This window comes from Pantoea sp. SGAir0430 (genome assembly GCF_043549295.1).
Map to the genome: position 1 here is coordinate 1,371,828 of NZ_CP039427.1, position 24,224 is coordinate 1,396,051.

The 24,224-nt window shown below is 58.9% G+C and carries 21 protein-coding genes; 14 read left to right on the forward strand and 7 right to left on the reverse strand.

The features are described 5' to 3' along the window. Positions 1–50: 50 nt before the first annotated feature. The 8 genes from rluE to E7738_RS06665 all read left to right on the forward strand — a co-directional run bounded on the left by rluE (position 51) and on the right by E7738_RS06665 (position 7,967). Complete coding sequence (gene rluE, locus E7738_RS06630) at positions 51–719, forward strand: 23S rRNA pseudouridine(2457) synthase RluE (RefSeq protein ID WP_072208614.1); 669 nt, start codon at positions 51–53, stop codon at positions 717–719. 44 nt (positions 720–763) lie between these two features. Next, a complete protein-coding gene (locus E7738_RS06635; RefSeq protein WP_394516222.1) occupies positions 764–1,237 on the forward strand; it encodes an NUDIX domain-containing protein in 474 nt (157 codons plus the stop codon). A gap of 41 nt (positions 1,238–1,278) precedes the next feature. Continuing rightward, a complete protein-coding gene (gene mnmA / locus E7738_RS06640; protein ID WP_394516223.1) occupies positions 1,279–2,391 on the forward strand; it encodes a tRNA 2-thiouridine(34) synthase MnmA in 1,113 nt (370 codons plus the stop codon). A 34-nt stretch (positions 2,392–2,425) separates the two neighbouring features. Further along, positions 2,426–3,067 carry a high frequency lysogenization protein HflD gene (hflD, locus tag E7738_RS06645; protein WP_021506376.1) on the forward strand — a complete coding sequence of 214 codons (642 nt, stop codon included), beginning with the start codon at positions 2,426–2,428 and terminating at the stop codon, positions 3,065–3,067. Between the two features lie 44 nt (positions 3,068–3,111). Beyond that, complete coding sequence (gene purB, locus E7738_RS06650) at positions 3,112–4,482, forward strand: adenylosuccinate lyase (RefSeq protein ID WP_394516224.1); 1,371 nt, start codon at positions 3,112–3,114, stop codon at positions 4,480–4,482. A gap of 173 nt (positions 4,483–4,655) precedes the next feature. Then, positions 4,656–5,324: a two-component system response regulator PhoP gene (gene phoP, locus E7738_RS06655; protein ID WP_010617222.1), complete on the forward strand. Its 669-nt coding sequence runs from the start codon at positions 4,656–4,658 to the stop codon at positions 5,322–5,324. Between the two features lie 3 nt (positions 5,325–5,327). Continuing rightward, positions 5,328–6,788: a two-component system sensor histidine kinase PhoQ gene (gene phoQ, locus E7738_RS06660; RefSeq protein ID WP_021506378.1), complete on the forward strand. Its 1,461-nt coding sequence runs from the start codon at positions 5,328–5,330 to the stop codon at positions 6,786–6,788. Positions 6,789–6,845: 57 nt separating this feature from the next. Continuing rightward, positions 6,846–7,967, forward strand: coding sequence for a ribosomal protein uL16 3-hydroxylase (locus E7738_RS06665; RefSeq protein ID WP_104186862.1), 1,122 nt, complete (start codon positions 6,846–6,848; stop codon positions 7,965–7,967). A gap of 193 nt (positions 7,968–8,160) precedes the next feature. Here the strand turns inward: E7738_RS06665 and pepT are convergent, their stop codons facing one another. Next, on the reverse strand, positions 8,161–9,387 hold the full coding sequence (gene pepT / locus E7738_RS06670) for a peptidase T (RefSeq protein ID WP_021506380.1): 1,227 nt from the start codon (positions 9,385–9,387) through the stop codon (positions 8,161–8,163). A gap of 300 nt (positions 9,388–9,687) precedes the next feature. On the opposite strand from pepT, the gene potA reads away from it, so the two are divergent. The 4 genes from potA to potD are packed head-to-tail and all read left to right on the forward strand — an operon-like array spanning position 9,688 to position 13,471. Further along, positions 9,688–10,803, forward strand: a complete 1,116-nt coding sequence (gene potA, locus E7738_RS06675) for a spermidine/putrescine ABC transporter ATP-binding protein PotA (protein ID WP_058759491.1) — start codon at positions 9,688–9,690, stop codon at positions 10,801–10,803. Continuing rightward, positions 10,796–11,647, forward strand: a complete 852-nt coding sequence (gene potB / locus E7738_RS06680) for a spermidine/putrescine ABC transporter permease PotB (RefSeq protein WP_104092825.1) — start codon at positions 10,796–10,798, stop codon at positions 11,645–11,647. The genes potA and potB overlap by 8 nt, the downstream gene beginning before the upstream one ends. Further along, positions 11,644–12,417, forward strand: a complete 774-nt coding sequence (gene potC, locus E7738_RS06685; protein WP_059013003.1) for a spermidine/putrescine ABC transporter permease PotC — start codon at positions 11,644–11,646, stop codon at positions 12,415–12,417. Before potB ends, potC begins: the two co-directional genes overlap by 4 nt. Before the next feature lie 10 nt (positions 12,418–12,427). Next, the gene (potD, locus tag E7738_RS06690) at positions 12,428–13,471 is read left to right on the forward strand and encodes a spermidine/putrescine ABC transporter substrate-binding protein PotD (RefSeq protein ID WP_058776483.1); all 1,044 of its coding nucleotides are present in this window, start codon (positions 12,428–12,430) and stop codon (positions 13,469–13,471) included. 191 nt (positions 13,472–13,662) lie between these two features. Here potD and cobB read toward each other — a convergent pair whose 3' ends face one another. The 4 genes from cobB to lolC all read right to left on the reverse strand — a co-directional run bounded on the left by cobB (position 13,663) and on the right by lolC (position 17,781). Beyond that, positions 13,663–14,496, reverse strand: coding sequence for a Sir2 family NAD+-dependent deacetylase (cobB, locus tag E7738_RS06695; RefSeq protein WP_010617227.1), 834 nt, complete (start codon positions 14,494–14,496; stop codon positions 13,663–13,665). Between the two features lie 147 nt (positions 14,497–14,643). Continuing rightward, positions 14,644–15,888, reverse strand: coding sequence for a lipoprotein-releasing ABC transporter permease subunit LolE (gene lolE / locus E7738_RS06700; protein ID WP_021506385.1), 1,245 nt, complete (start codon positions 15,886–15,888; stop codon positions 14,644–14,646). Continuing rightward, complete coding sequence (gene lolD / locus E7738_RS06705; protein ID WP_021506386.1) at positions 15,888–16,589, reverse strand: lipoprotein-releasing ABC transporter ATP-binding protein LolD; 702 nt, start codon at positions 16,587–16,589, stop codon at positions 15,888–15,890. Before lolD ends, lolE begins: the two co-directional genes overlap by 1 nt. Beyond that, on the reverse strand, positions 16,582–17,781 hold the full coding sequence (gene lolC, locus E7738_RS06710) for a lipoprotein-releasing ABC transporter permease subunit LolC (protein WP_021506387.1): 1,200 nt from the start codon (positions 17,779–17,781) through the stop codon (positions 16,582–16,584). The genes lolD and lolC overlap by 8 nt, the downstream gene beginning before the upstream one ends. A 248-nt stretch (positions 17,782–18,029) precedes the next feature. On the opposite strand from lolC, the gene E7738_RS06715 reads away from it, so the two are divergent. Then, positions 18,030–18,239, forward strand: a complete 210-nt coding sequence (locus E7738_RS06715) for a hypothetical protein (RefSeq protein ID WP_021506388.1) — start codon at positions 18,030–18,032, stop codon at positions 18,237–18,239. A 186-nt stretch (positions 18,240–18,425) separates the two neighbouring features. Then, on the forward strand, positions 18,426–21,869 hold the full coding sequence (mfd, locus tag E7738_RS06720; protein WP_021506389.1) for a transcription-repair coupling factor: 3,444 nt from the start codon (positions 18,426–18,428) through the stop codon (positions 21,867–21,869). A gap of 125 nt (positions 21,870–21,994) precedes the next feature. Here mfd and E7738_RS06725 read toward each other — a convergent pair whose 3' ends face one another. Next, the gene (locus E7738_RS06725; RefSeq protein WP_031279257.1) at positions 21,995–22,537 is read right to left on the reverse strand and encodes a glycine zipper 2TM domain-containing protein; all 543 of its coding nucleotides are present in this window, start codon (positions 22,535–22,537) and stop codon (positions 21,995–21,997) included. A gap of 294 nt (positions 22,538–22,831) precedes the next feature. Beyond that, the gene (locus tag E7738_RS06730; RefSeq protein WP_031279261.1) at positions 22,832–24,136 is read right to left on the reverse strand and encodes an NAD(P)/FAD-dependent oxidoreductase; all 1,305 of its coding nucleotides are present in this window, start codon (positions 24,134–24,136) and stop codon (positions 22,832–22,834) included. Between the last annotated feature and the right edge of the window lie 88 nt (positions 24,137–24,224).

Genomic DNA, 24,224 nt, shown 5'->3' on the forward strand with positions numbered 1-24,224 from the left:
ATACTACTTGAATATTTCCGCCACGCCAATCACCGCAGTTTCGCGCTATAATGCGCCGATTGTTACCAACTGCAAAGCCCATGCGAAAAACTTCTCAACGAATTCACCAGCATAAGCGCCCTGCTGCCCCGGCGCGCCAGCCCGCGCGGCGTGACACGCGGCCAAAAGGTCCGCGTCGCGTCATACTCTTTAACAAACCTTTCGATGTTCTGCCGCAGTTCAGCGATGAGGCTGGCCGCCGCACGCTGAAAGATTTTGTGCCGGTGAGCGAGGTGTATGCCGCAGGCCGTCTCGACCGCGACAGCGAAGGGTTGATGATTCTGACCAACGATGGCGCACTGCAGGCGCAGTTGACGCAGCCGGGCAAGCGCACCGGCAAAATCTATTACGTTCAGGTGGAAGGCGTGCCGCAGGAATCAGATTTATCCCGCCTGCGCAGTGGCATCACCCTCAACGATGGTCCAACGTTGCCGGCGGGCGCAGAAGTGGTGCCCGAACCCGCATGGCTGTGGCCGCGCACCCCGCCGATTCGCGAGCGCAAAGCCATCCCCACCTGCTGGCTGAAAATCACGCTGTATGAAGGGCGCAATCGCCAGGTCCGAAGGATGACGGCGCACATTGGCTTTCCAACGTTACGCCTGATCCGTTTTGCCATGGGTGATTACCAGCTGCAGGATTTGGCACCGGGCGAATGGCGCGACATCAGCGACCGGACGTAGGTTATACATTTCGATAACGTCAGGTTAACTATTTGGGAGGAACGATGTTTAAACCTCATGTAACCGTCGCCTGTATGGTGCACGCGCAGGGCAAATTACTGGTGGTGGAAGAGCGCGTTGACGGCCGCGTTACCTTGAATCAGCCGGCCGGCCATCTTGAGGCCGATGAAACGCTGCTGGAAGCCGCGCAACGTGAGCTGTACGAAGAGAGCGGCATCAGCGCGCAGCCCGACTATTTTCTCGGCGTGCAGCAGTGGATCGCCCCGGACCATACACCTTTTGTGCGTTTTCTGTTTGGCCTCGATCTGCCCGCCACCGTGACCACCACGCCACACGACAGCGATATTGACTGCTGCTGGTGGCTGTCGCCCGCGCAGATTCTCAGCGCAGAGACGCTGCGTTCGCCGCTGGTGGCCGAAAGCGTGCGGCTGTGGCAGCAGGGGGCCCGCTATCCGCTGCAGCTGATAGCCCCGTATCAGTGGCCGTTTCATGAGGGTGCGCACAACGCTTCCGCGTGATAGAATGCGCCGCCTGTTTTTATCGTAATCAAGAGTGCGTCATGTCTGACAACAGCCAGAAAAAAGTGATCGTCGGGATGTCCGGCGGCGTCGATTCTTCCGTTTCCGCCTGGTTACTGCAGCAGCAGGGCTATCAGGTTGAAGGCCTGTTCATGAAGAACTGGGAGGAAGACGATGGCGAGGAGTATTGCACCGCCGCTGACGATCTGGCTGACGCACAGGCCGTGTGTGACAAGCTCGGCATCAAACTGCACAAAATCAACTTCGCCGCCGAGTACTGGGACAATGTGTTCGAGCACTTCCTGGAAGAGTACAAGGCCGGGCGCACGCCGAATCCGGATATCCTGTGTAACAAAGAGATCAAGTTCAAAGCGTTTCTTGAATTCGCCGCGGACGATCTCGGCGCCGATTATATCGCTACCGGTCACTATGTGCGCCGTGCCGATGTGGACGGTAAAAGCCAGCTGCTGCGCGGTCTCGACGGCAACAAAGATCAGAGCTACTTCCTGTACACGCTCAGCCACCAGCAGATTGCGCAGAGCCTGTTCCCGGTCGGCGAACTGGAGAAGCCTGAGGTGCGCCGCATCGCCGAACAGCTCGATCTGATTACGGCGAAGAAAAAAGACTCCACCGGTATTTGCTTTATCGGCGAGCGTAAATTCCGCGACTTCCTGGGTCGTTACCTGCCGGCCCAGCCGGGCGTCATCGAAACCGTTGACGGTGAAGTGGTCGGTGAACACCAGGGGCTGATGTATCACACCCTGGGTCAGCGTAAAGGGCTGGGCATCGGCGGACGCAAAGAGAGCAATGACGATCCGTGGTATGTGGTCGACAAAGATGTCACGCGCAATACGCTGATTGTCGCACAGGGCGGCGATCATCCGCGCCTGATGTCGGTGGGCCTGATAGCACAGCAGCTGCACTGGGTCGATCGCCAGCCAGTGACTGCAGCGCTGCGCTGCACGGTGAAAACCCGCTATCGTCAGAGCGACATTCCCTGCGAGATCATTCCGCACGGCGACGATCGCATTGAAGTGCGTTTCGATGAGCCGGTCGCGGCCGTCACCCCGGGCCAGTCCGCGGTATTTTACCTCGGTGACGTGTGCCTTGGTGGCGGTATTATTGAACAGCGCCTGCCGCTGACAGAGGCCTGAGTCGGCACTGCCGACGCGTCTACAGGAGTGAAGCGTGGCTAAAAACTATTATGAGATAACGCTGGCGCTGGCCGGCGTTTGCCAGGCAGCCCATCTGGTGCAGCAGCTGGCACACCAGGGGCACTGCAACAACGCGGCGCTGCAGGTGTCGCTGCGCAGCCTGCTGGATTTGAACCCAGGTTCAACGCTGGCGGTGTTTGGCAATGATGAAGCCAACCTGCGCCCCGGGCTGGAAGCGCTGATGGCGGTGCTGAACAGCGGCAGCCGGCAGGGTGCCAGCGCCGATTTGACGCGTTATACCCTGAGCCTGATGGTGCTGGAGCGTAAACTGCACGGTAACAAAACCGCGCTAAACACCCTGGCGCAGCGCATCGGCCAGCTTGATCGTCAGCTGGCGCATTACGAACTGGAATCAGACACTATCACCAGCGCCATGGCCGGCATTTACGTTGATGTGATTAGCCCGCTCGGCCCGCGCATTCAGGTGACCGGCTCACCGCAGGTGCTGCAGAATTCGCAGGTGCAGAGCAAAGTTCGCGCTGCGCTGCTGGCCGGTATCCGCGCGGCGGTGCTGTGGCAGCAGGTCGGCGGCGGTCGTCTGCAGCTGATGTTTGCGCGCCAGCGTCTGCTGCGCGAAGCGAAAACCCTTTTATCCCGGCTGGGTCCGGCGTATTAAGCGCCGCCCTGCCCTATATTGTTAACGATTCAGGAGTTGCACTGATGGAATTATCCTCTCTGACCGCCGTCTCACCTGTCGATGGTCGTTACGGCGATAAAGTCAGCCCGCTGCGTGCGATTTTCAGCGAGTTCGGTTTGCTGAAATTCCGCGTTGAGGTTGAAGTTCGCTGGTTACAGAAACTGGCCGCGACCGCAGAGATCAAGGAAGTTCCTGCATTTGATGACGACGCAAACGCTTTCCTTGATGCAATTGTCGCCGGTTTCAGCGAAGAAGATGCGGCGCGCATCAAAACCATTGAGCGCACCACCAACCATGACGTGAAAGCCGTCGAGTACTTTCTGAAAGAGAAAGTAGCGAACGTGCCGGCGCTGCACGCGGTGTCTGAGTTTATCCATTTCGCCTGCACCTCCGAAGATATCAATAACCTGTCACACGCGCTGATGCTGGAAACCGCACGCCGCGACGTGATCGTGCCGTTCTGGAACCAGATCATCACCGCCGTGAAGGGACTGGCGCAGGAGTATCGCGACATTCCGCTGCTGTCGCGCACTCACGGTCAGCCGGCAACGCCGTCCACCATGGGCAAAGAGATGGCCAACGTGGCCTACCGCATGGAACGCCAGCTGCGTCAGCTGAGCAAGGTGGAAGTGCTGGGCAAAATCAACGGCGCGGTGGGCAACTACAATGCGCACATCGCTGCATATCCGGAAGTGGACTGGCATCAGCTGAGCGAGCAGTTTGTGACCTCGCTGAGCATCAGCTGGAACCCGTACACCACGCAGATCGAGCCGCATGACTACATCGCCGAGCTGTTTGACTGCATCGCGCGCTTCAATACCATCCTGATTGATTTTGACCGCGACATCTGGGGTTACATCGCCCTGAACCATTTCAAACAGAAAACCATTGCTGGCGAAATTGGCTCTTCAACCATGCCGCACAAGGTTAACCCTATCGACTTCGAAAACTCCGAAGGGAATCTGGGGCTGGCCAATGCGGTGATGCAGCACCTGGCCAGCAAACTGCCGGTATCACGCTGGCAGCGCGATCTGACCGATTCTACCGTGCTGCGTAACCTCGGCGTTGGCGTCGGCTATGCCTTGATCGCCTATCAGGCCACGCTCAAAGGTATCTCCAAGCTGGAAGTGAACCGCGATCGCCTGCTGGACGAGCTGGATCATAACTGGGAAGTCCTGGCTGAGCCGATCCAGACCGTGATGCGCCGCTACGGCATTGAAAAGCCGTACGAGAAGCTGAAAGAGCTGACGCGCGGCAAGCGCGTGGACGCAGCCGGTATGCAGGCGTTTATCGACAGCCTGGAGCTGCCGGAAGCAGAGAAAGTGCGCCTGAAGCAGATGACGCCAGCCAACTACCTCGGCCGCGCGATTCAGATGGTTGATGACCTGAAGTAATTCCTTGCTCTGAAAACTCAGGCTATGGCAAGTTGGTGTTACCTCAGTCACGCACGTCACGTGGTGGCTGAGGTTCCCCTGCCAGTGCATCACAGCGGAGTGTTAATCTGCGGTTTAGCTGGCGTAGCGTATACTTTTCGCCATCATCACTGAGTTGAAGGTAAGGAAATTCTATGCGTGTTCTGGTTGTGGAAGATAATGCCCTGCTGCGCCATCACCTCGCAGTCCAGTTACGTGACATGGGTCATCAGGTGGATGCCGCCGAAGACGCCAAAGAAGCCGACTATTTCCTGCAGGAACACATTCCCGATATCGCGCTGGTCGATCTCGGCCTGCCCGACGAAGACGGCATGTCGCTGATTCGCCGCTGGCGTGGCGATGCCATTCGTCAGCCGATTCTGGTGCTGACCGCGCGCGAAGGCTGGCAGGCGAAAGTTGAAGCGCTGGAAGCCGGTGCCGATGACTACGTGACCAAGCCGTTCCACATTGAAGAGGTCGCCGCCCGCTTACAGGCGCTGATGCGTCGCAACAGCGGACACGCCTCGCAAATTATTTCCATGCCGCCGTTCCAGGTTGACCTGTCGCGCCGCGAGCTTACGGTGAACGACGCGCCGGTCAAGCTGACCGCGTTTGAGTACACCATTGTTGAAACACTGATCCGCAATGCCGGTAAAGTGGTCAGCAAAGACTCGCTGATGCTGCAGCTGTATCCCGATGCGGAACTGCGCGAAAGCCACACCATTGATGTACTGATGGGCCGGCTGCGCAAAAAAATTCTCGCGCTGCACCCGACCGAAGTGATCAACACCGTGCGTGGCCAGGGATACCGCTTTGATCTCTGATTTATGAAGCTGCTCCGCCGTCAGCGCCCTTTCTCCTTACGCGCGCGTTTCCTGCTGGCGACGGCGGCGATCGTGCTGTTTTTGTCGCTGTCGTATGGCATGGTGGCGGTCATTGGCTACGTCGTCAGCTTTGATAAAAATACCTATCGCGTGATGCGCGGCGAGAGCAATTTGTTCTTCACCCTCGCGCAGTGGAAAGACAACAAGCTCACCATCGCCCAGCCGGAACGCATGACGCTCAATTTCCCGACGCTGGTGTTCATCTATGACGAGCGCGGTAAGCTGCTGTGGCAGCAGCGCGACGTGCCGGAAATCCGCAAAAACATTCGCCGCGACTGGCTGATGAAGCCAGATTTTTACGAGATCGATACCAGCAATCGCACCAGTATGGCGGCGATGGGTAACAATCCGCAGGCACAGCAGCGGCTGCACGCGCTGGACAGTGACAGCAATGACACCTTCACCCACTCGGTGGCAGTGAACCGCTACGACGCGACTACCAATCTCCCGGCGCTGACCATTGTGGTGGTGGACTCGATCCCCCAGGAGCTGCAGCACTCAGACGTGGTGTGGTCGTGGTTTAGCTATGTGCTGGCGGCCAATCTGCTGCTGGTGATTCCGCTGCTGTGGCTGGCGGCACACTGGAGCCTGCGCCCGATTGGCCACCTGACTTCACAGGTGCGCGAGCTGGAAACCGGCCACCGGGAAAATCTTGACGACAACCCGCCGCAGGAGCTGCGCAGCCTGGTGCGCAATCTCAATCTGTTGCTCACCAACGAACGGCAGCGCTACACGCGCTATCGCACCACGCTGTCGGATTTGACGCACAGCCTGAAAACGCCGCTGGCGGTGCTGCAAAGCACGCTGCGCTCGCTGCGCGGTGGCAAAGAGCTGACCATCGAACAGGCTGAGCCGGTCATGCTCGAGCAGATCAGCCGCATCTCGCAGCAGATTGGCTACTACCTGCATCGCGCCAGCATGCAGGCGGATCACAACCCGCTACAGCGCGATCTGCATTCGGTCTCGGCCCTGCTGGATAGCCTGTGTTCCGCGCTCAATAAGGTGTATCAGCGCAAGGGCGTTGAGATCACGCTGGATATTTCGCCGGAGCTGACCTTTATCGGCGATCAAAATGACTTTATGGAAGTGTTGGGCAACGTGCTGGATAACGCCTGCAAATACTGCCTCGAATTTATTGAGGTCAGCGCGCGCCAGACGGAAAACGCGCTGCATCTGTTCATTGACGACGACGGCCCCGGCATTCCCGAAAGCAAGCGCGATCTGATCTTTGTGCGCGGCCAGCGTGCCGATACGCTGCGTCCCGGTCAGGGACTGGGACTGGCGGTAGTGCGTGATATTCTCGAGCAGTATGCCGGTCAGGTAATCGCCACGACCAGCCCGCTCGGCGGCGCACGCATGGAGGTGATTTTTCAGCGGCAGGAAGTTGAACATCACCGCGAGTAGAACCGGGCGCGGGCTGTTATACTTGGCAGCAATTATGGCCCTAACCGGAATCCTCGCATGGACTATCAGCTCGACATCAACTGGCCCGACTTTATTCAGCGCTACTGGCAAAAACGCCCGGTGGTGCTGAAACGGGGTTTCAAAAACTTCATTGATCCGATTTCTCCGGATGAGCTGGCCGGTCTGGCAATGGAAAACGAGGTGGACAGCCGCCTCGTCAGCCACAACAACGGAAAATGGCAGGTCAGCCATGGTCCGTTTGAAAGCTACGATCACCTGGGTGAAAGCAACTGGTCGCTGCTGGTACAGGCGGTGAACCACTGGCATGAACCTTCTGCTGCGCTGATGCGCCCGTTCCGCTTTCTGCCCGACTGGCGTATCGACGACCTGATGATCTCGTTCGCAGTGCCGGGCGGCGGCGTAGGCCCGCACTTTGATCAATACGATGTGTTTATTATTCAGGGCACTGGCCGCCGCCGCTGGCGCGTAGGCGAAAAAGTGCCGATGAAACAGCACTGCCCGCATCCGGACCTGCTGCAGGTTGAACCGTTCGACGCCATCATCGATGAAGAGCTGGAACCGGGCGACATTCTCTATATTCCACCGGGTTTCCCGCACGAAGGCTATTCGCTGGAGAACGCGCTCAACTATTCAGTCGGCTTCCGCGCGCCTAACGGACGCGAGCTGATCAGCGGCTTTGCGGACTATATGCTGGCGCATGAGCTGGGCAGCTACCGCTTCAGCGATCCGGATGTGCCGGCGCGTGACTGCCCATCGCGGATTCTGCCGTCGGAAGTAGAAGGGATCCGCAAAGTGATGCTGGATGTGATTAATCAGCCGGAGCAGTTTAACCAGTGGTTTGGCGAATTTATTTCCCAGTCGCGTCACGAGCTGGATGTGGCTCCGCCGGAACCGCCGTATCAGCCGGATGAGATTTATGACGCGCTGCAGCAGGGTGATGCGCTGACGCGCCTCGGCGGCCTGCGCGTGCTGACGCTGGGCGACGCGGTGTACGTCAACGGTGAGCGCGTTGAGTGCGCGCATCCGTCGGTACTGGCTGCGCTGGCACACAAACACGTATTGACGCTGGAAGATTTCGGCGATGCGCTGGATGACCCTTCGCTGCTGGCTCAGCTGGCGGCACTGGTGAACAGCGGGTACTGGTTTTTTGCTGATTGAGTTGATCAGGTCCTCTGCGCCCGTTTCCCTCACCCCGGCCCTCTCCCGCCCGCGGGAGAGGGAGCAAACCGCGCGACGATTGCAGTAAAGCGCCGGCGGCGGCATGGGCAAATGAAGAACCTGATTCCCGCTCGATCGGTCCCCTCTCCTGCGGGCGGGAGAGGGTTAGGGTGAGGGCAAGCCCCGCTCCGCCCTACTTCTTCTCCGCCGCGAGCGCGGCCAGGCGCACAATCACCTCAACCGACTTCGCCATCACATTCAGCGACGCAAACTCATGCTTGCCGTGATAGTTGTAGCCGCCGGTAAACAGATTCGGACACGGCAGTCCTTTCCATGACAGCGCCGATCCGTCGGTGCCGCCGCGGATCGGCTTCACGTTCGGCTCGATACCGCAGTCGCGCATCGCCTGCAGCGCCAGCTCAATGATGTGCGGATGCGGTTCCACCTTCTCCCGCATATTGCGATAGCTGTCGCTGATCTCCACCTTTATGGAGCACTCAGCCTGCAGGCCTTTACTGACGCGGCGGCCAATCTCCTGCAGCAGCTGCTTACGCTGTTCGTAACTGTCGGCATCAAAATCGCGAATCAGGTACATCAGCTCGGCGTGCTCAACCGATCCCTTAATAGTGTGCAGGTGGAAAAAGCCTTCATAGCCGTCGGTAAACTGCGGCTTCTCTTTGGCCGGCAGCTCGGCGTGGAAGCGCATCGCCAGGTCCAGCGCGTTCACCATCACGTTTTTCGCACTGCCGGGATGCACATTGTTACCGGTGATTTTGACCAGCGCCGTCGCGGCATTAAAGTTCTCGAACTCAAACTCGCCGAGATCGCTGCCGTCAACGGTATAAGCCCAGTCAGCCGCAAACCCCTCAACGTCGAAGTGCGACGTGCCGCGACCGATCTCTTCATCCGGGGTAAAGGCCACGCGAATGGCGCCGTGCGGCACATCCCCTTTGGCCAGCTCGGCCATTGCCGTCATGATCTCAGCGATACCGGCTTTATCATCAGCGCCCAGCAGCGTTTTACCGTCGGTGGTGATCAGCGTATGCCCGGTCAGCTTGTGCAGCACCGGGAACATCACCGGCGAGAGCACTTCATCCCCGTTGCCCAGCGCGATGTCACCGCCACGATAGTTTTCAATGATCTGCGGATTGACATTTTTCGCGGTGAAATCCGGCGAGGTATCCATGTGGGAAATAAAACCGATCACCGGCGTCGGCCAGTCGACGTTTGCCGGCAGGGTGCCCATCACACAGCAATGATCGCTTAAGGTGACGTCCACAAAACCCAGCGCAATAAGCTCTTCCTGTAACTGACGCGCCAGCGTCCACTGCCCTTCGCTGCTCGGCACCTGCCGCGCCTGAGGTTTTGCCTGGGTTTCTACTGCCACATAACTGAGAAAACGCTCAAGTAATTGATCCATCTGTCATCCCTCTAAAGAACCTGCATTATTATCATGGGGCCTGATTATCGCCATGTTGCGTCAAATCATTATCCTTCAGGTTAGCCCTCTCAGCTCAATCGTGCGCTGAAATTCGCCCTGCCAGCCACCCGTCCGGCTGGCCCGATGAGCATACTCCAGCAATTTGCAGACTTTTCAAGGTTATTCCGTGTCTGAACATGGCAATGGCGCATTTTTCAGGTATTATCGCGCCCTTCATCACGGCAAGCTGTCGCCGGCGGCTATGCTGTAACCTGATTCTCATCAGACTGAGTGACTATAATGACGCAAACACGCGCGCAGCAGGCGCTGGTTACGCTTTCTGGCATCAGTAAAGCTTTCGATGGCAAAACCATCATCCCGGATTTCGACCTGACCATCGGTCATGGCGAATTTATCACCCTGCTTGGCCCCTCCGGCTGCGGTAAGACCACGATTCTGCGCCTGATCGCCGGGCTGGAAAACGCCGACAGCGGACGTATCCATCTGGATGAGAGCGACATCACTGAAACGCCCGCCGAGCATCGCCATATCAATACCGTGTTTCAGAGCTACGCGCTGTTTCCGCACATGTCGGTGTTTGAAAACGTCGCGTTTGGCCTGCGCATGCAGAAAACCCCGGCGGCAGAGCTGACGCAGCGCGTCAACGAGGCGCTGGCGATGGTGCAGCTGGAAAGCTTTGCCGCGCGCCGGCCGCACCAGCTCTCCGGCGGCCAGCAGCAGCGCGTGGCGATTGCGCGCGCAGTGGTCAACCGGCCCAAAGTGCTGCTGCTTGATGAGTCGCTCTCCGCGCTGGATTACAAACTGCGCCGCCAGATGCAAAACGAGCTGAAAGCACTGCAGCGCAAGCTGGGCATCACGTTTGTGTTTGTCACGCACGATCAGGAAGAAGCGCTGACCATGTCCGACCGCATCGTGGTGATGCGCGACGGGCGCATTGAGCAGGACGGCACGCCGCGCGAGATCTACGAAGAGCCCGCGAACCTGTTTGTGGCGCGCTTCATTGGCGAAATCAACGTGTTTGATGCAGAAGTGATCGGTAGCGCGCACGCGCCGCAGGTACGGGCTCGCGTCGAAGGCCGCGAGTGTGATATTCACTGCCCGTTCCCGGTCAAACCCGGCGATCGGCTGCATGTGCTGCTGCGACCGGAAGATTTGCGCGTCGAGGAGATCGATCACGACAGCCGCAGCGAAAACCTGATCGGCTATGTGCGCGAACGCAACTATAAAGGCATGACGCTGGAATCCACCGTCGAACTGGAGAACGGCAAGCTGCTCACCGTCAGCGAGTTCTTTAATGAGGACGATCCGGATTTTGACCACTCGCTGAACCAGAAAATGGCGGTCAGCTGGGTGCCAAACTGGGAGGTGGTGCTGCCGTATGAAACGGATGCGTAATCGTCTGCAGAAAGCCATTGTGGCACTGATCGTCGGCTGGCTGACGCTGTTCGTGTTGCTGCCGAATCTGATGATCTTCGTCACCAGCTTTCTGACGCGCGACGACGCGCACTTTGTCAGCATGGTGTTCACCCTGAACAACTACGGCCGGCTCCTCGATCCGCTGTATGCCGACGTGCTGCTGCACTCACTCAACATGGCCTGCATCGCCACGCTGTGCTGCCTGCTGCTCGGCTACCCTTTTGCCTGGTGCCTGACCAGACTGCCGGCGCGTCTGCGTCCGCTGATGCTGTTTCTGCTGATTGTACCGTTCTGGACCAACTCTCTGATTCGCATTTATGGTCTGAAAATTTTTCTCAGCACGCGCGGCTGGCTCAATGAATTTCTGCTGTGGCTCGGCGTCATCGACAAGCCGTTTCGCATCATGTTTACCCCGGAAGCGGTGATCCTCGGGCTGATCTATATTCTGCTGCCATTTATGGTGCTGCCGCTCTACTCCAGCCTTGAGAAGCTGGACAAATCCTGCCTGGAAGCGGCGCGCGATCTTGGCGCCAGCAGGCTACAGACCTTCATCCGTATCATTTTGCCGCTGACCCTACCCGGTATCGTTGCCGGCGCGCTACTGGTATTTATCCCGGCGATGGGGTTGTTCTACGTAGCGGATTTAATGGGCGGGGCAAAGAACCTGTTGATCGGTAACGTAATCAAAAGCCAGTTCCTCAATATTCGTGACTGGCCGTTCGGCGCCGCCACCAGCATTGTCATGACGCTGCTGATGGGGCTGATGCTGCTGGTTTACTGGCGCGCAGCGCGTCTGCTGAATCACAAGGCGGCGTTGCAATGATGGCGCGCGGATTACGCCACGGCTTCATGGCCGTGATTTATGCCTGGTTATACATTCCGATCATCATCCTGATCGTCAACTCTTTTAATGCCTCGCGCTTCGGCATCAACTGGCAGGGCTTCAGCACCCAGTGGTATCGCCTGCTGGTCAATAACGACAGCCTGATTCAGGCGGCGCAGCATTCGCTGATCATGGGCGTGCTGTCGGCCAGCTGCGCGACGCTGATCGGCTCGCTCACCGCCGTGGCGCTGTACCGCTATCGTTTTCGCGGCAAGCCGTTTGTCAGCGGTATGCTATTTGTGGTGATGATGTCGCCGGATATCGTAATGGCGATTTCGCTGCTGGTGCTGTTTATGCTGCTGGGGATTTCGCTCGGCTTCTGGTCGCTGCTGTTTTCCCATATCACTTTCTGCCTGCCGTTTGTGGTGATTACCGTCTATTCGCGCCTGAAAGGCTTTGACGTGCGCATGCTGGAGGCGGCAAAAGATCTCGGCGCCAGCGAAGTGACTATTCTGCGTAAGATTTTACTGCCGCTGGCGCTGCCGGCAGTGGCCGCGGGCTGGCTGCTGAGTTTCACTCTGTCGATGGATGATGTGGTGGTGTCGTCATTTGTCACCGGTCCCGGCTTCGAAATATTGCCGCTGAAAATTTATTCCATGGTGAAAGTAGGCGTGTCGCCGGAGGTGAACGCGCTGGCTACCATTTTGATGCTGCTGTCGCTGCTGCTGGTAGCAGTCAGTCAGCTGTTGCTGCGTGATAAAACCAAATAGAGGATAACCGATGAAAAAGTGGTCTCACTGGCTGGCGGCTGGGGCGCTGGCACTGGGTATGCAAAGCGCTCAGGCGGATGACAACAACACGCTTTACTTCTATAACTGGACCGAATATGTGCCGCCCGGGCTGCTGGAGCAGTTCACCAAAGAGACCGGCATCAAAGTGATTTATTCCACCTATGAATCCAATGAAAGCATGTACGCCAAGCTGAAAACCTGGAAAGCAGGCGCTTACGATCTGGTGGTGCCGTCGACCTACTTCATCGCCAAAATGCGCAACGAGGGCATGCTGCAGAAGATCGACAAGTCACAGCTGAGCAACTTCCGCAACCTCGATCCCGACCTGCTGAACAAGCCGTTTGATCCGAACAACGACTATTCCATTCCCTATATCTGGGGCGCAACCGCCATTGGCGTGAACACCGACGAGGTGGATCCAAAAACCCTGACCCAATGGGCTGATCTGTGGAAACCTCAGTATAAGCAGAGCCTGCTGCTGACCGATGACGCGCGTGAAGTGTTCCAGATGGCGCTGCGCAAGCTCGGCTACTCCGGTAATACGCAGGATCCAAAACAGATTGAAGCCGCCTATGAAGAGCTGAAAAAGCTGATGCCAAACGTACTGGCGTTCAACTCGGATAATCCCGGTAATCCGTTTATGGAAGGCGAAGTCAACGTCGGCATGATCTGGAATGGCTCCGCCTGGGTGGCGCGCCAGGCTGGCACGCCGCTGCAGATTATCTGGCCAAAAGAGGGCGGGATTTTCTGGATGGATAACCTGGCGATCCCGGCGAATGCGAAAAATAAAGCAGGCGCGCTGAAGCTGATTAACTTCCTGCTGCGCCCGGATGTGGCGGCTAAAGTGGCGGAAACCATCGGTTATCCGACGCCCAACCTGGCGGCAAGAAAGCTGCTGCCGCCCGAGGTGGCCAGCGATCCGTCACTCTATCCGCCGGCTGAAGTGATCAAAAACGGCGAGTGGCAGAACGATGTCGGTGCCGCCAGCGTGCAGTACGAAACGCTGTTCCAGAAGCTGAAAGCGGGGCGGTGAGGTTCTGGGGTGGGGATTCGGTGCGGCCTGGCCCTCACCCTGCCCTCTCCCAGAGGGAGAGGGTTCATACGTGCTGGATTCGGCTTGTGGGAAAGACCCTACTGGATTTAGCCTGAGTTTCAGTCGGGCGCGTTTTTCCCCTTCTCCCGCCGGGAGAAGGCCGGGATGAGGGGAAACGCGCAGTACGCTGACTATTTATACAAGCCGCGCAAAAAAGTATGCACGAATTCGGGCACCACTTCGCTGGCTAAGCCGTAATGCGCTTCAGCGAATTCGTTACCGACCTGACTGGGGGCCAGATTCAGCTCCACGGTATGCGCCCCCTGCAGTTTCGCCTCGTGCACAAATCCTGCCGCCGGATAGACGTGGCCTGAGGTGCCGATGGCGATAAACAGATCGGCCTGTTCCAGCGCCTGATAAATCTCCTCCATGCCGAGCGGCATTTCACCAAACCACACCACGTGCGGACGCAGCCGCGACGGGAACTGGCAGCAGGTACAGCGATCGTCCGGACCGACATCCTCCGTCCACGCCAGCACCTGACCGCTGTGCTCACAGCGCACCTTCAGTAATTCACCGTGCATATGCAGCACGCGCTGGCTGCCGGCGCGCTCGTGCAGGTTATCGATATTCTGCGTAACCAGCAGGAAATTATCGCCCAGCACCTGCTCCAGTTCAGCCAGCGCTTTGTGCGCCGCGTTAGGCTGGATTTCTGGCTGCTGCAGCTGACGCCGGCGCGCATTGTAGAACCCCTGCACCAGCGCCGGATCGCGGCGAAAGCCTTCGGGCGTCGCCACATCTTCCACGCGATGCTCTTCCCACAGGCCATCTTCCGCGCGGAAGGTGCGAATGCCGGATTCTGCCGAAATTCCGGCACCGGTCAGCACCACCACGTGCGGCTGCGGATGGGCGGCAAGTTCGACCTGACGATCGCGCTCAAAGATGCGCTGGCGAAAGCGCTGATGCACTTTGCGGCGGTTCTTTTTGTAGCGGGCGAGTCGAAGGCGGCGGCGCGGTTGGCGCATAAAGGCTCCTTAATCTGCGGCGCTGAACGCCGCGCTGCGGGTGTTTTCCGGGTTACTCAGACCCGATAATAGCGGCTGGGTATGACGGCTGCATGCCGCAGACGCTGAAAATGTGCGCAGCCGCGAAGGCGGCTGCGTGTTTTGTCTTTACTGACCGCTCAGCACGCGGGCAGGATCGATGCGGCTGGCGCGCCGCGCCGGATACCAGCTGGCAATCAGGCTCAGGCCAATCGCCGTTGCCAGCACGATGGCCACATCCAGCCAGTGCAGCTCGGACGGCAGAAAGTCGATAAAGTAGATATCGCCCGCCAGCAGTTGATGCCCGGTAAGGTGCTCCACTACGCGCATCACCGGCGTCAGATTGAGCGCCACCAGCACGCCGACCACCACCCCGCTGACGCTGCCCAGCAGCCCGGCCAGCAGGCCATACCAGATAAAGATGGCACGAATCAGGCCGTCTTTGGCGCCCAGCGTGCGCAGCACGGCGATATCGCTGCTCTTGTCCTTCACCGCCATCACCAGCGTCGACACGATATTAAAGCAGGCCACGCCAATCACCAGCACCATCGCCAGATACATAATGGCGCGAATCATCTGGATATCACGATACATGTAGCCGTAAGTGCCAATCCAGCTGCGGATGGTGACATAGGAGTGCGTGGCTTCGCCGGCATCGCGCACCAGCTTCTGTGCCTGGAATGGATCGCTCATCTTCAGCGCAATGCCGCTGACGCTGTCGCCCAAATCCAGATATTTTTGCGCATCGGCCAGCGGCACCAGCGCCAGACTGTGATCCAGCATGCCGCTCAGCTGCAGAATACCGCTCACCTGCAGACGAATGCGTTTTGGCTGCAGCAGTTTGTTCTCGCCATCATTATTCGGGATCATGATGGTGATCCAGTCGCCCTGCTTCACGTTGAGCGATTTGGCGATGCCGCCGCCCAGAATGATCTGCTGCCTGCCGGCGCTGAACTGCGACCAGGCATCACCGCTGACAAAACGCGGCAGCGCGCTGAGGCGCGGCTCCTGCTGCGGATCAACGCCCTTCACCTGCAGCGCCTGCAGCTTCGCACCGCTCTCAATCAATCCGGTAAAGTTAACGTAAGGGGCCGCCGCGGCAATGCCCGGCACCTGTTCGATGGGCGCAATCATCGGCTGCCAGTTGCGAAAAGGCTGGTTAACCGCCTCAATTTCGCCGTGCGGCACCACGGCCAGAATACGGTTGTTGAGCTCCCGCTCGAAACCGTTCATCGCGCTCAGCCCGATGATCAGCACCGCCACGCCAAGCGCAATGCCGATGGTCGAGATGATGGAGATCAGCGACACCATGCCGCCGCGCCGCCGGCCGCGGCTGAAGCGCAGCCCGAGCAGCAGGGATAAAGAGGACGCCATCAGATCGCTCCCAGCGTCAGGTGATCGCTCAGCTGGCCGTCACGCATTTCCATCTGACGGCTCAGGCGCTTCGCCAGGTTGAGGTCATGCGTCACCACCAGAAACGCGGTGCCCTGCTGCACGTTGAGCTCGCCGAGCAGTTCAAAAATGGCATCGGCGTTGCGCGCATCGAGATTACCGGTGGGCTCATCGGCCATCACCAGCCGCGGCCGGTTCACCAGCGCCCTGGCAATCGCCACGCGCTGACGTTCACCGCCCGACAGCTCAGAAGGCCGGTGCGCCGCGCGCTTTTCCAGGCCAACCGCCGCCAGCATCTCGCGTGCGCGCGCTTCCGCTTCGGCTTTGCCGGTTTTGCCAATCAACAGCGGCATCGCTACGTTCTCCAGCGCGCTGAAGTCCGGCAGCAAATGGTGAAACTGATAAATGAAGCCGAGTTCCCGGTTGCGCAACTCTGCTTTGGCCGCCGACGACATGGCGTTAAGCGATTTCCCGTCAAACACCACGTCACCGGAGGTCGGTGCATCCAGCCCGCCCAGCAGGTGCAGTAAGGTACTTTTGCCGGAGCCGGAGCTGCCGACGATGGCCGTCAGTTCGCCCGGCTGCAGGCTAAAAGCCACATTGCGCAGCACATCGGTCTGCACGCTGCCTTCCTGATAGCGTTTGCACAGGTCACGACACTGCAACAAAGGGGTATTACTCATAACGTAAAGCCTCAGCGGGTTGAACGGCGGCAGCGCGCCATGACGGATAGAGGGTAGACAGCAGCGCCACGGCCATCGAGACCAGCGCAATGGTGATCACCTGCCAGACATTGATATCCACCGGCAGCGCGGCGCCATCAAGGAACAGGCCGATCACCGGCATTAAATTGTTGAGCTGGCTGGCCAGCAGCACGCCCAGCAGCGTACCGAGCAGCGCGCCGATAATACCGGCGCTGGCGCCCTGCACCATAAATACCGCGACGATTTGCCGCCGCGTTAAGCCCTGGGTTTGCAGGATCGCCACTTCCGCCTGCTTCTCCATGATAAGCAGGCCCAGCGAGGTAATGATATTGAAGGCGGCGACGGCAATGATCAGGCTGAGCAGCAGCCCCATCATGTTTTTCTCCATGCGCACCGCCTGGAACAGGTCGCCCTTGCGTTCGCGCCAGTCTTTCCATGTCAGCCCCTGCGGCAGCGGCTGCTGGCTCAGCGCATCGACATTCAGCGGCTTATCCAGCCACAGGCGCCAGCCGGTAATGTTGCCGAGCGGATAGCGCATCACGCGCGAGGCATCCTGCTGGTTCACCAGAATCTGATAGCCATCGACTTCGCTATTGGCCGCGTAGGTACCGGCAACGGTAAAGATGCGCTGGCTCGGCACGCGCCCCACCGGGGTAAACTGACTGACCGATGGCACCATCAGGCGCAGCTGATCGCCGCGCTTCACGCCCAGCTGCGAGGCCAGCAGTTCACCGAGAATGACCTTATACTGGCCCGGCTGCAGCACGCTCTGCTGGGTGTTGACCAGATAAGGCGTCAGCGGATCCGGTTCGTCAGGGTTGATACCCAGCATCACGCCCACCGACACGTTGCGCGCACTCTGCAACACCACATCGGCGGTGGTTAGCGGCGCAATACGCGTCACACCCTGCAGTTTGAGATCCTGCGCGCGCATCTGCTGCGGATTGATGCTGCCGGTGTCGCTGGTCACCAGCGCCTGCGGCATCAGGCCAAGAATGTTGCCTTCCAGCTCGCGCTCAAAGCCGTTCATCACCGACAGCACTGTCACCAGTGCCAGCACGCCGAGCGTGATACCAATAGTCGAGAGCCAGGAGACGAAACGACCGAAACGGTCTGAAGCACGTCCACGCATGTAGCGCAAACCGATGAATAACGCGACTGGTTGATACATGAGATCCGTCTTGGCCGTTGCCCAAAATTAAGTAGAGCGATGATAAAGGAGCCGTCTGCTTTATGAAACCTCTAACCCGCTGAGTCAGTTGCAAAGTTGCGTCAAAATGCGTCCTGCTGCGCGACAATGCACAAAATTACGACAAAATAGTGACGCTATTAGTACGATTATTCGTCAGCAGGTGGGTTAGACTTAGCTTGCAGTACCGGTTTTCGCATCACAGTAAGCGCAGTACGGAGGTTCTTACCATGAGCAGGTTTCCTAAAGGCAGTATCGTTAAACATAAATCTGGCGAGATCAAAGGCGAAGTGGTCAATGTCTTTGAGCAGGGAGACGCGCTAACCGGTTATTATGTGAAGTGGGACGATGGCAACAACAGCTACCATGTCGAGCGCGAGCTGTCATGGGCCAATGTGGATCGTCCTCGCATGCACTACACACAGCAATCCAGTAAATAACGTGACGTGGCCAGGTCGCCATCAATGACGACCTGGCAACCGGCCATACTGGCGGCCCTTCAGGGTGCCGCTGAGGTAAGGTGCGCATTCATGCACCCTGACATAAACTCAGAAAGGAGAGATGATCCTCACGGCGGAATGTGGAATGATGACGCCCTGGAAACTGAGGAGAGAATGTCGGACCTTATGTCGGAACAGCGTCGTTATACCCTGCCTGCTAAAGCAGGCGACCATCGTCAGCTCGGTCAGCTGGTCGGCGCCGCGCAGGCGGTTGAGTGTGCCAGCATCACCGAACGCCACAGCGGTCCGGTGTTAATGATCACCCCGGATATGCAATCGGCCCTGCGGCTGCAGGAGGAGATCAGGCAATTTACCGATCTGCCGGTCACCAATCTTGCTGACTGGGAAACACTGCCCTACGACAGCTTCTCGCCCCATCAGGACATTATTTCCGCCCGTCTTTCTACGCTGTACCAGCTGCCCACCCTGACGCGCGGCATGCTGATTCTGCCGGTCAATACGCTGATGCAGCGCGTTTGCCCGCACAGCTTCCTGCACGGCCATGCGCTGGTGATGCAGCAGGGCCAGAAACTGTCGCGCGATGCCCTGCGCGACCAGCTGGAGCAGGCCGGTTATCGCCATGTCGATCAGGTGATGGAGCATGGCGAGTACGCGACGCGCGGCGCGCTGCTCGACCTGTTCCCGATGGGCAGCGATCAGCCTTACCGCATCGATTTCTTTGATGATGAGATCGACAGCCTGCGCCTGTTTGACGTCGACTCGCAGCGCACGCTGGAGGCGGTGAGCGCCATCAACCTGCTGCCGGCGCATGAATTTCCCACCGACAAAGCGGCCATTGAGCTGTTCCGCAGCCGCTGGCGTGAAACCTTCGACGTGCGGCGCGAACCCGAGCACGTCTATCAGCAGGTGAGCAAAGGCACGCTGCCGGCCGGGATTGAGTACTGGCAGCCGCTGTTTTTCGAGCAGGAACTGCCTACCCTGTTTAGCTATCTGCCCGCCAGCACGCTGGTGCTGAACAGCGGCGATCTGCACGCCAGCGCTGAGCGTTTCTGGCAGGATGCTAACGCACGCTATGAAAATCGCCGCATCGATCCTATGCGCCCGCTGCTGGAGCCGGCCACGCTGTGGCTGCGCCCGGATGCGCTGCTCAGCGAGCTGAAAAACTGGCCGCGCATGCAGCTCAGCGCTGAGACGCTGCCGGAGAAAGCCGCGAACAGTAATCTGGGCTATCAGCCATTGCCGGAGCTGACGGTGCAGGCGCAGGCCAAAGCGCCGCTCGATCTGCTGCGCCAGTTCCTCGAACAGTTTACAGGTCAGGTGATTTTCTCGGTAGAAAGCGAAGGTCGTCGCGAGAGCCTGCAGGAGCTGCTGTCCCGCATCAAACTGCGCCCGCAGCCGATTGATCGCTTCGAGCAGGCCGATGAGCAGCCGTACAGCCTGATGATTGGCGCCAGCGAGCGCGGTTTTATCGACACCCAGCGCCAGCGCGCGCTGATTTGCGAAAGCGATCTGCTCGGCGAGCGCGTCAGCCGGCGGCGTCAGGACAATCGCCGCACCATCAATCCGGATGTACTGATTCGTAACCTCGCCGAACTGCACCCGGGCCAGCCGGTGGTGCATCTTGAACACGGTGTGGGCCGCTACATCGGCCTGACCACGCTGGAAGCCGGCGGTATCGTCGCCGAGTATCTGATGCTCTCCTATGCCGGCGATGCCAAACTTTACGTCCCGGTGTCATCGCTGCATCTGATCAGCCGTTACGCCGGCGGTGCCGATGAAAATGCGCCGTTGCACAAACTGGGCAGCGATGCCTGGTCACGCGCGCGCCAGAAAGCGGCGGAGAAAGTCCGTGACGTGGCCGCTGAGCTGCTGGATATCTATGCCCAGCGCGCGGCCAAGGCCGGCTTTGCCTTTAAGCACGACCGCGAGCAGTATCAGCTGTTCTGCGAAGGTTTTCCGTTTGAAACCACGCCGGATCAGGCACAGGCAATTAACGCCGTGCTCAGCGATATGTGCCAGCCGCTGGCCATGGACCGCCTGGTGTGCGGCGATGTTGGCTTTGGTAAAACCGAAGTGGCGATGCGCGCCGCCTTCCTTGCGGTGGAGAACGGCAAACAGGTGGCGGTGCTGGTGCCTACCACCCTGCTGGCGCAGCAGCATTACGACAACTTCCGCGACCGCTTCGCCAACTGGCCGGTGCGCATTGAGATGCTGTCGCGCTTCCGCAGCGCCAAAGAGCAGGCGCAGGTGCTGGAGCAGGCCAGCGAGGGCAAAATTGATATTCTGATCGGCACCCACAAGCTGCTGATGAGCGATCTTAAGTGGCGCGATCTCGGTTTGCTGATCGTCGATGAGGAGCACCGTTTCGGCGTGCGTCACAAAGAGCGCATCAAAGCGATGCGCGCTGACGTCGATATTCTGACGCTCACCGCAACGCCGATTCCGCGCACCCTGAACATGGCGATGAGCGGCATGCGCGATCTATCGATTATCGCCACGCCACCAGCGCGCCGTCTGGCGGTGAAAACCTTCGTGCGCGAGTATGACAGCCTGGTGGTGCGCGAAGCGATCCTGCGTGAAGTGCTGCGCGGCGGCCAGGTTTACTATCTCTACAACGACGTCGAGAACATCGAGAAAGCAGCGCAGCGGCTGGCCGAGCTGGTGCCGGAAGCGCGCATCGCCATCGGCCACGGTCAGATGCGCGAGCGCGATCTGGAACGGGTGATGAACGATTTCCACCACCAGCGTTTCAACGTGCTGGTGTGCACCACCATCATCGAAACCGGGATCGATGTGCCGAGCGCCAATACCATCATCATTGAGCGCGCCGACCATTTCGGTCTGGCGCAGCTGCATCAGCTGCGTGGCCGCGTCGGCCGTTCGCATCATCAGGCCTATGCCTGGCTGCTGACGCCGCATCCGAAGGCGATGACCACCGATGCCCAGAAGCGACTGGAAGCGATTGCCTCGCTGGAGGATCTGGGCGCTGGCTTTGCGCTGGCGACGCACGATCTGGAGATTCGCGGTGCCGGTGAGCTGCTGGGTGAAGATCAGAGCGGTCAGATGGAGACCATCGGTTTCACGCTCTACATGGAGCTGCTGGAAAACGCGGTGGATGCACTCAAGGCCGGACGTGAGCCGTCGCTGGAAGATCTCACCAGCAATCAGACCGAGATTGAGCTGCGCATGCCTGCCCTGCTGCCGGATGATTTTATTCCGGACGTCAATACGCGCCTGTCGCTGTATAAACGCATCGCCAGTGCGGCCGATGAACAGGAGCTGGCCGAGCTGAAAATTGAGATGATTGACCGCTTCGGCAAGCTGCCCGACGCCGCGCGCAACCTGCTGGACATCGCCGCGCTGCGCCTGGTGGCGCGTCAGCTGGGGCTGCGTAAAATCGAAGCCAGCGAAAAAGGCGGCTTCTTTGAGTTCGCGCCGCAGAATCAGGTCGATCCCGGCTGGCTGATCGGCCTGCTGCAGAAAGATGCGAAGCAGTGGAAGCTGGATGGCCCGACGCGACTGAAATTCACCCGCGATCTGAGCGAACGCAAAACGCGCATGGAATGGGTGCAGAATTTCGTCGCCGAACTGGCGAAGAACCGGGTTTGATCGCCCTGCCGTCACGCAGCAGCGCTATGTGACGCGCTGCTGCGTACGGTGCGGTAGCCTGAGTATAAAAAAAGCGCCTTGCGGCGCTTTTTTTGTTACTGCTGCTGTGAAGTAGCTTTGCCCAATCAGGCCTGATTCGAATTCAGGATCAGCTGACCATTACGGTCGAGCGGGATGCGGGTGCCAGGGTCATTCTCCATGCGGATTTTGCCCTGCTGGTCGCCTATTTTATAGGTCACGTCATAACCCAGCATTTTTTCCTGTTTATCGTACACGGTTTTGCAGCGCTGCTCGCTGGTGGTGTAAGTGTCACGATCCTGCAGCGCACCCTGCACCTGGTTACCGCCGTAGCCGCCTGCCAGCGCACCGGCTACGGTCGCGATATCCCGGCCGCGGCCACCGCCGAACTGGTGACCAATCACCCCACCGGCCACGGCACCCAGTACGGAACCGGCGATGCGGTTCTCATCCTGCACCGGACGACGGTGCGTGAGGGTAACGTTGCGGCACTCCTGACGAGGTTGCTTAATGCTCTCTTTGATTGGCGTTGCCGAAAGCACCTGAGCATACTGCGGGCCACGATCAAAAACATCCATGCTGGCGACGGCGGCCACGCCCAACGCTGCTGCTACGCCGATTCCAATACCCGCTAACATTGATTTATTCACAGGAATGTCCTCCTGAAGTTGTTACCGCGCATTCCTGCCGCAACCCGATCCCGGGTTACCGAGGCATAACCGGCGTGCGCGCCGCGCCGTGTTCGTTGGCATAAGTTTTACAGATGGTCCGAAAATGCAACATCAGATTAATGGAGGAAACGCAGCGGAAAGCCAGCAGGACCAGCTTTTAGGAGAGTTCTGAGCGGCAGTGTCATTGCGCCGTAATCTGGCGCTGATTGAACGGCAATCAGCAGGTTACGGCAGCCGGGCGCGCAGCGGGCGGGGATGACCGCCCGCCAGCCATCAATGCAGTTTGAGACGCGGACGCAGCACGCGGTTGAGGCTGCCGACCAGCATCATCAGACCGGTCTTGAAGTATCCATGGAGCGCAATCTGGTGCATACGGTACAAGGAGATGTAGACAAAACGCGCAATACGCCCTTCCACCATCATCGAACCGCGCATCAGGTTCCCCATCAGGCTGCCGACGGTACTGAAGCGGGACAGCGACACCAGCGAGCCGTGATCTTTATACACGTAGGCTTTGAGCGGCTTGCCTTTGCGCTGGGCGAGGATGTTTTCCAGTGCTCGCGACGCCATCTGGTGCGCCGACTGCGCGCGCGGCGGCACGAATCCGCCGCCTGGCAGCGCGCAGGAGGCGCAGTCGCCGATGGCGTAAATATCGTCGTCCAGCGTAGTCTGCAGCGTCTCTTTGACCACCAGTTGATTAATGCGGTTGGTCTCCAGCCCGCCAATCTCTTTCATGAAGTCTGGCGCTTTAATACCCGCCGCCCACACCATCAGATCGGCTTCGATGAATTCGCCCCCTTTGGTATTCAGACCGTTGGCTGCTGCGCTGGTGACCATGGTTTGCGTCAGTACGCGCACGCCAAGCTTGCTCAGCTCCTGATGCGCCGCTGCGGAGATGCGCGGCGGCAGCGCAGGCAGAATACGCTCGCCGGCTTCCACCAGCGTAACGTTGAGCGCGCTGCTATCGAGACCTTTATAGCCGTAGCTGTGCAGCTGTTTCACTGCGTTATACAGTTCTGCCGACAGCTCGACGCCGGTCGCGCCGCCGCCGACAATGGCGATATTGACTTTCTGCAGCTGCCCTTCGCTGGCAGAGAAGCGCAGGAACAGGTTGAGCATCTCATTATGGAACCGACGCGCCTGATGCGGGTTGTCGAGGAAGATGCAGTGATCTTTCACGCCTGGCGTGCCGAAATCGTTCGAGGTGCTGCCCAGCGCCATCACCAGACGGTCATACGCCAGTTCGCGCTGCGGTACCAGTAGCCCACCCTCCGCGTCGCGGATCTCCGCCAGTTCAATGGTTTTTGTGTCGCGATTAATTTGCGTCAGCGAACCGAGCTGGAACTGGAAACCGTGGTTGCGCGCATGCGCCAGATAGCTGAGCGCATCAATACCTTCATCCATCGAGCCGGTCGCCACTTCATGCAGCAGCGGTTTCCACAGATGGCTGTGGTTACGATCGACCAGGATGATCTCCGCCTTTTTTTTGCGGCCGAGTTTATGGCCGAGCTGCGTTGCCAGCTCCAGCCCTCCGGCACCGCCACCGACGATGACGATTTTTTCCATGCTTGTAGTCAATGAAGACCCCCTCAAAGTTGTAAACCAAAAGTTAATTAATGGTTATATAAAACCTTAATAAACATAGGGTTGGCGACATTTAATCGCG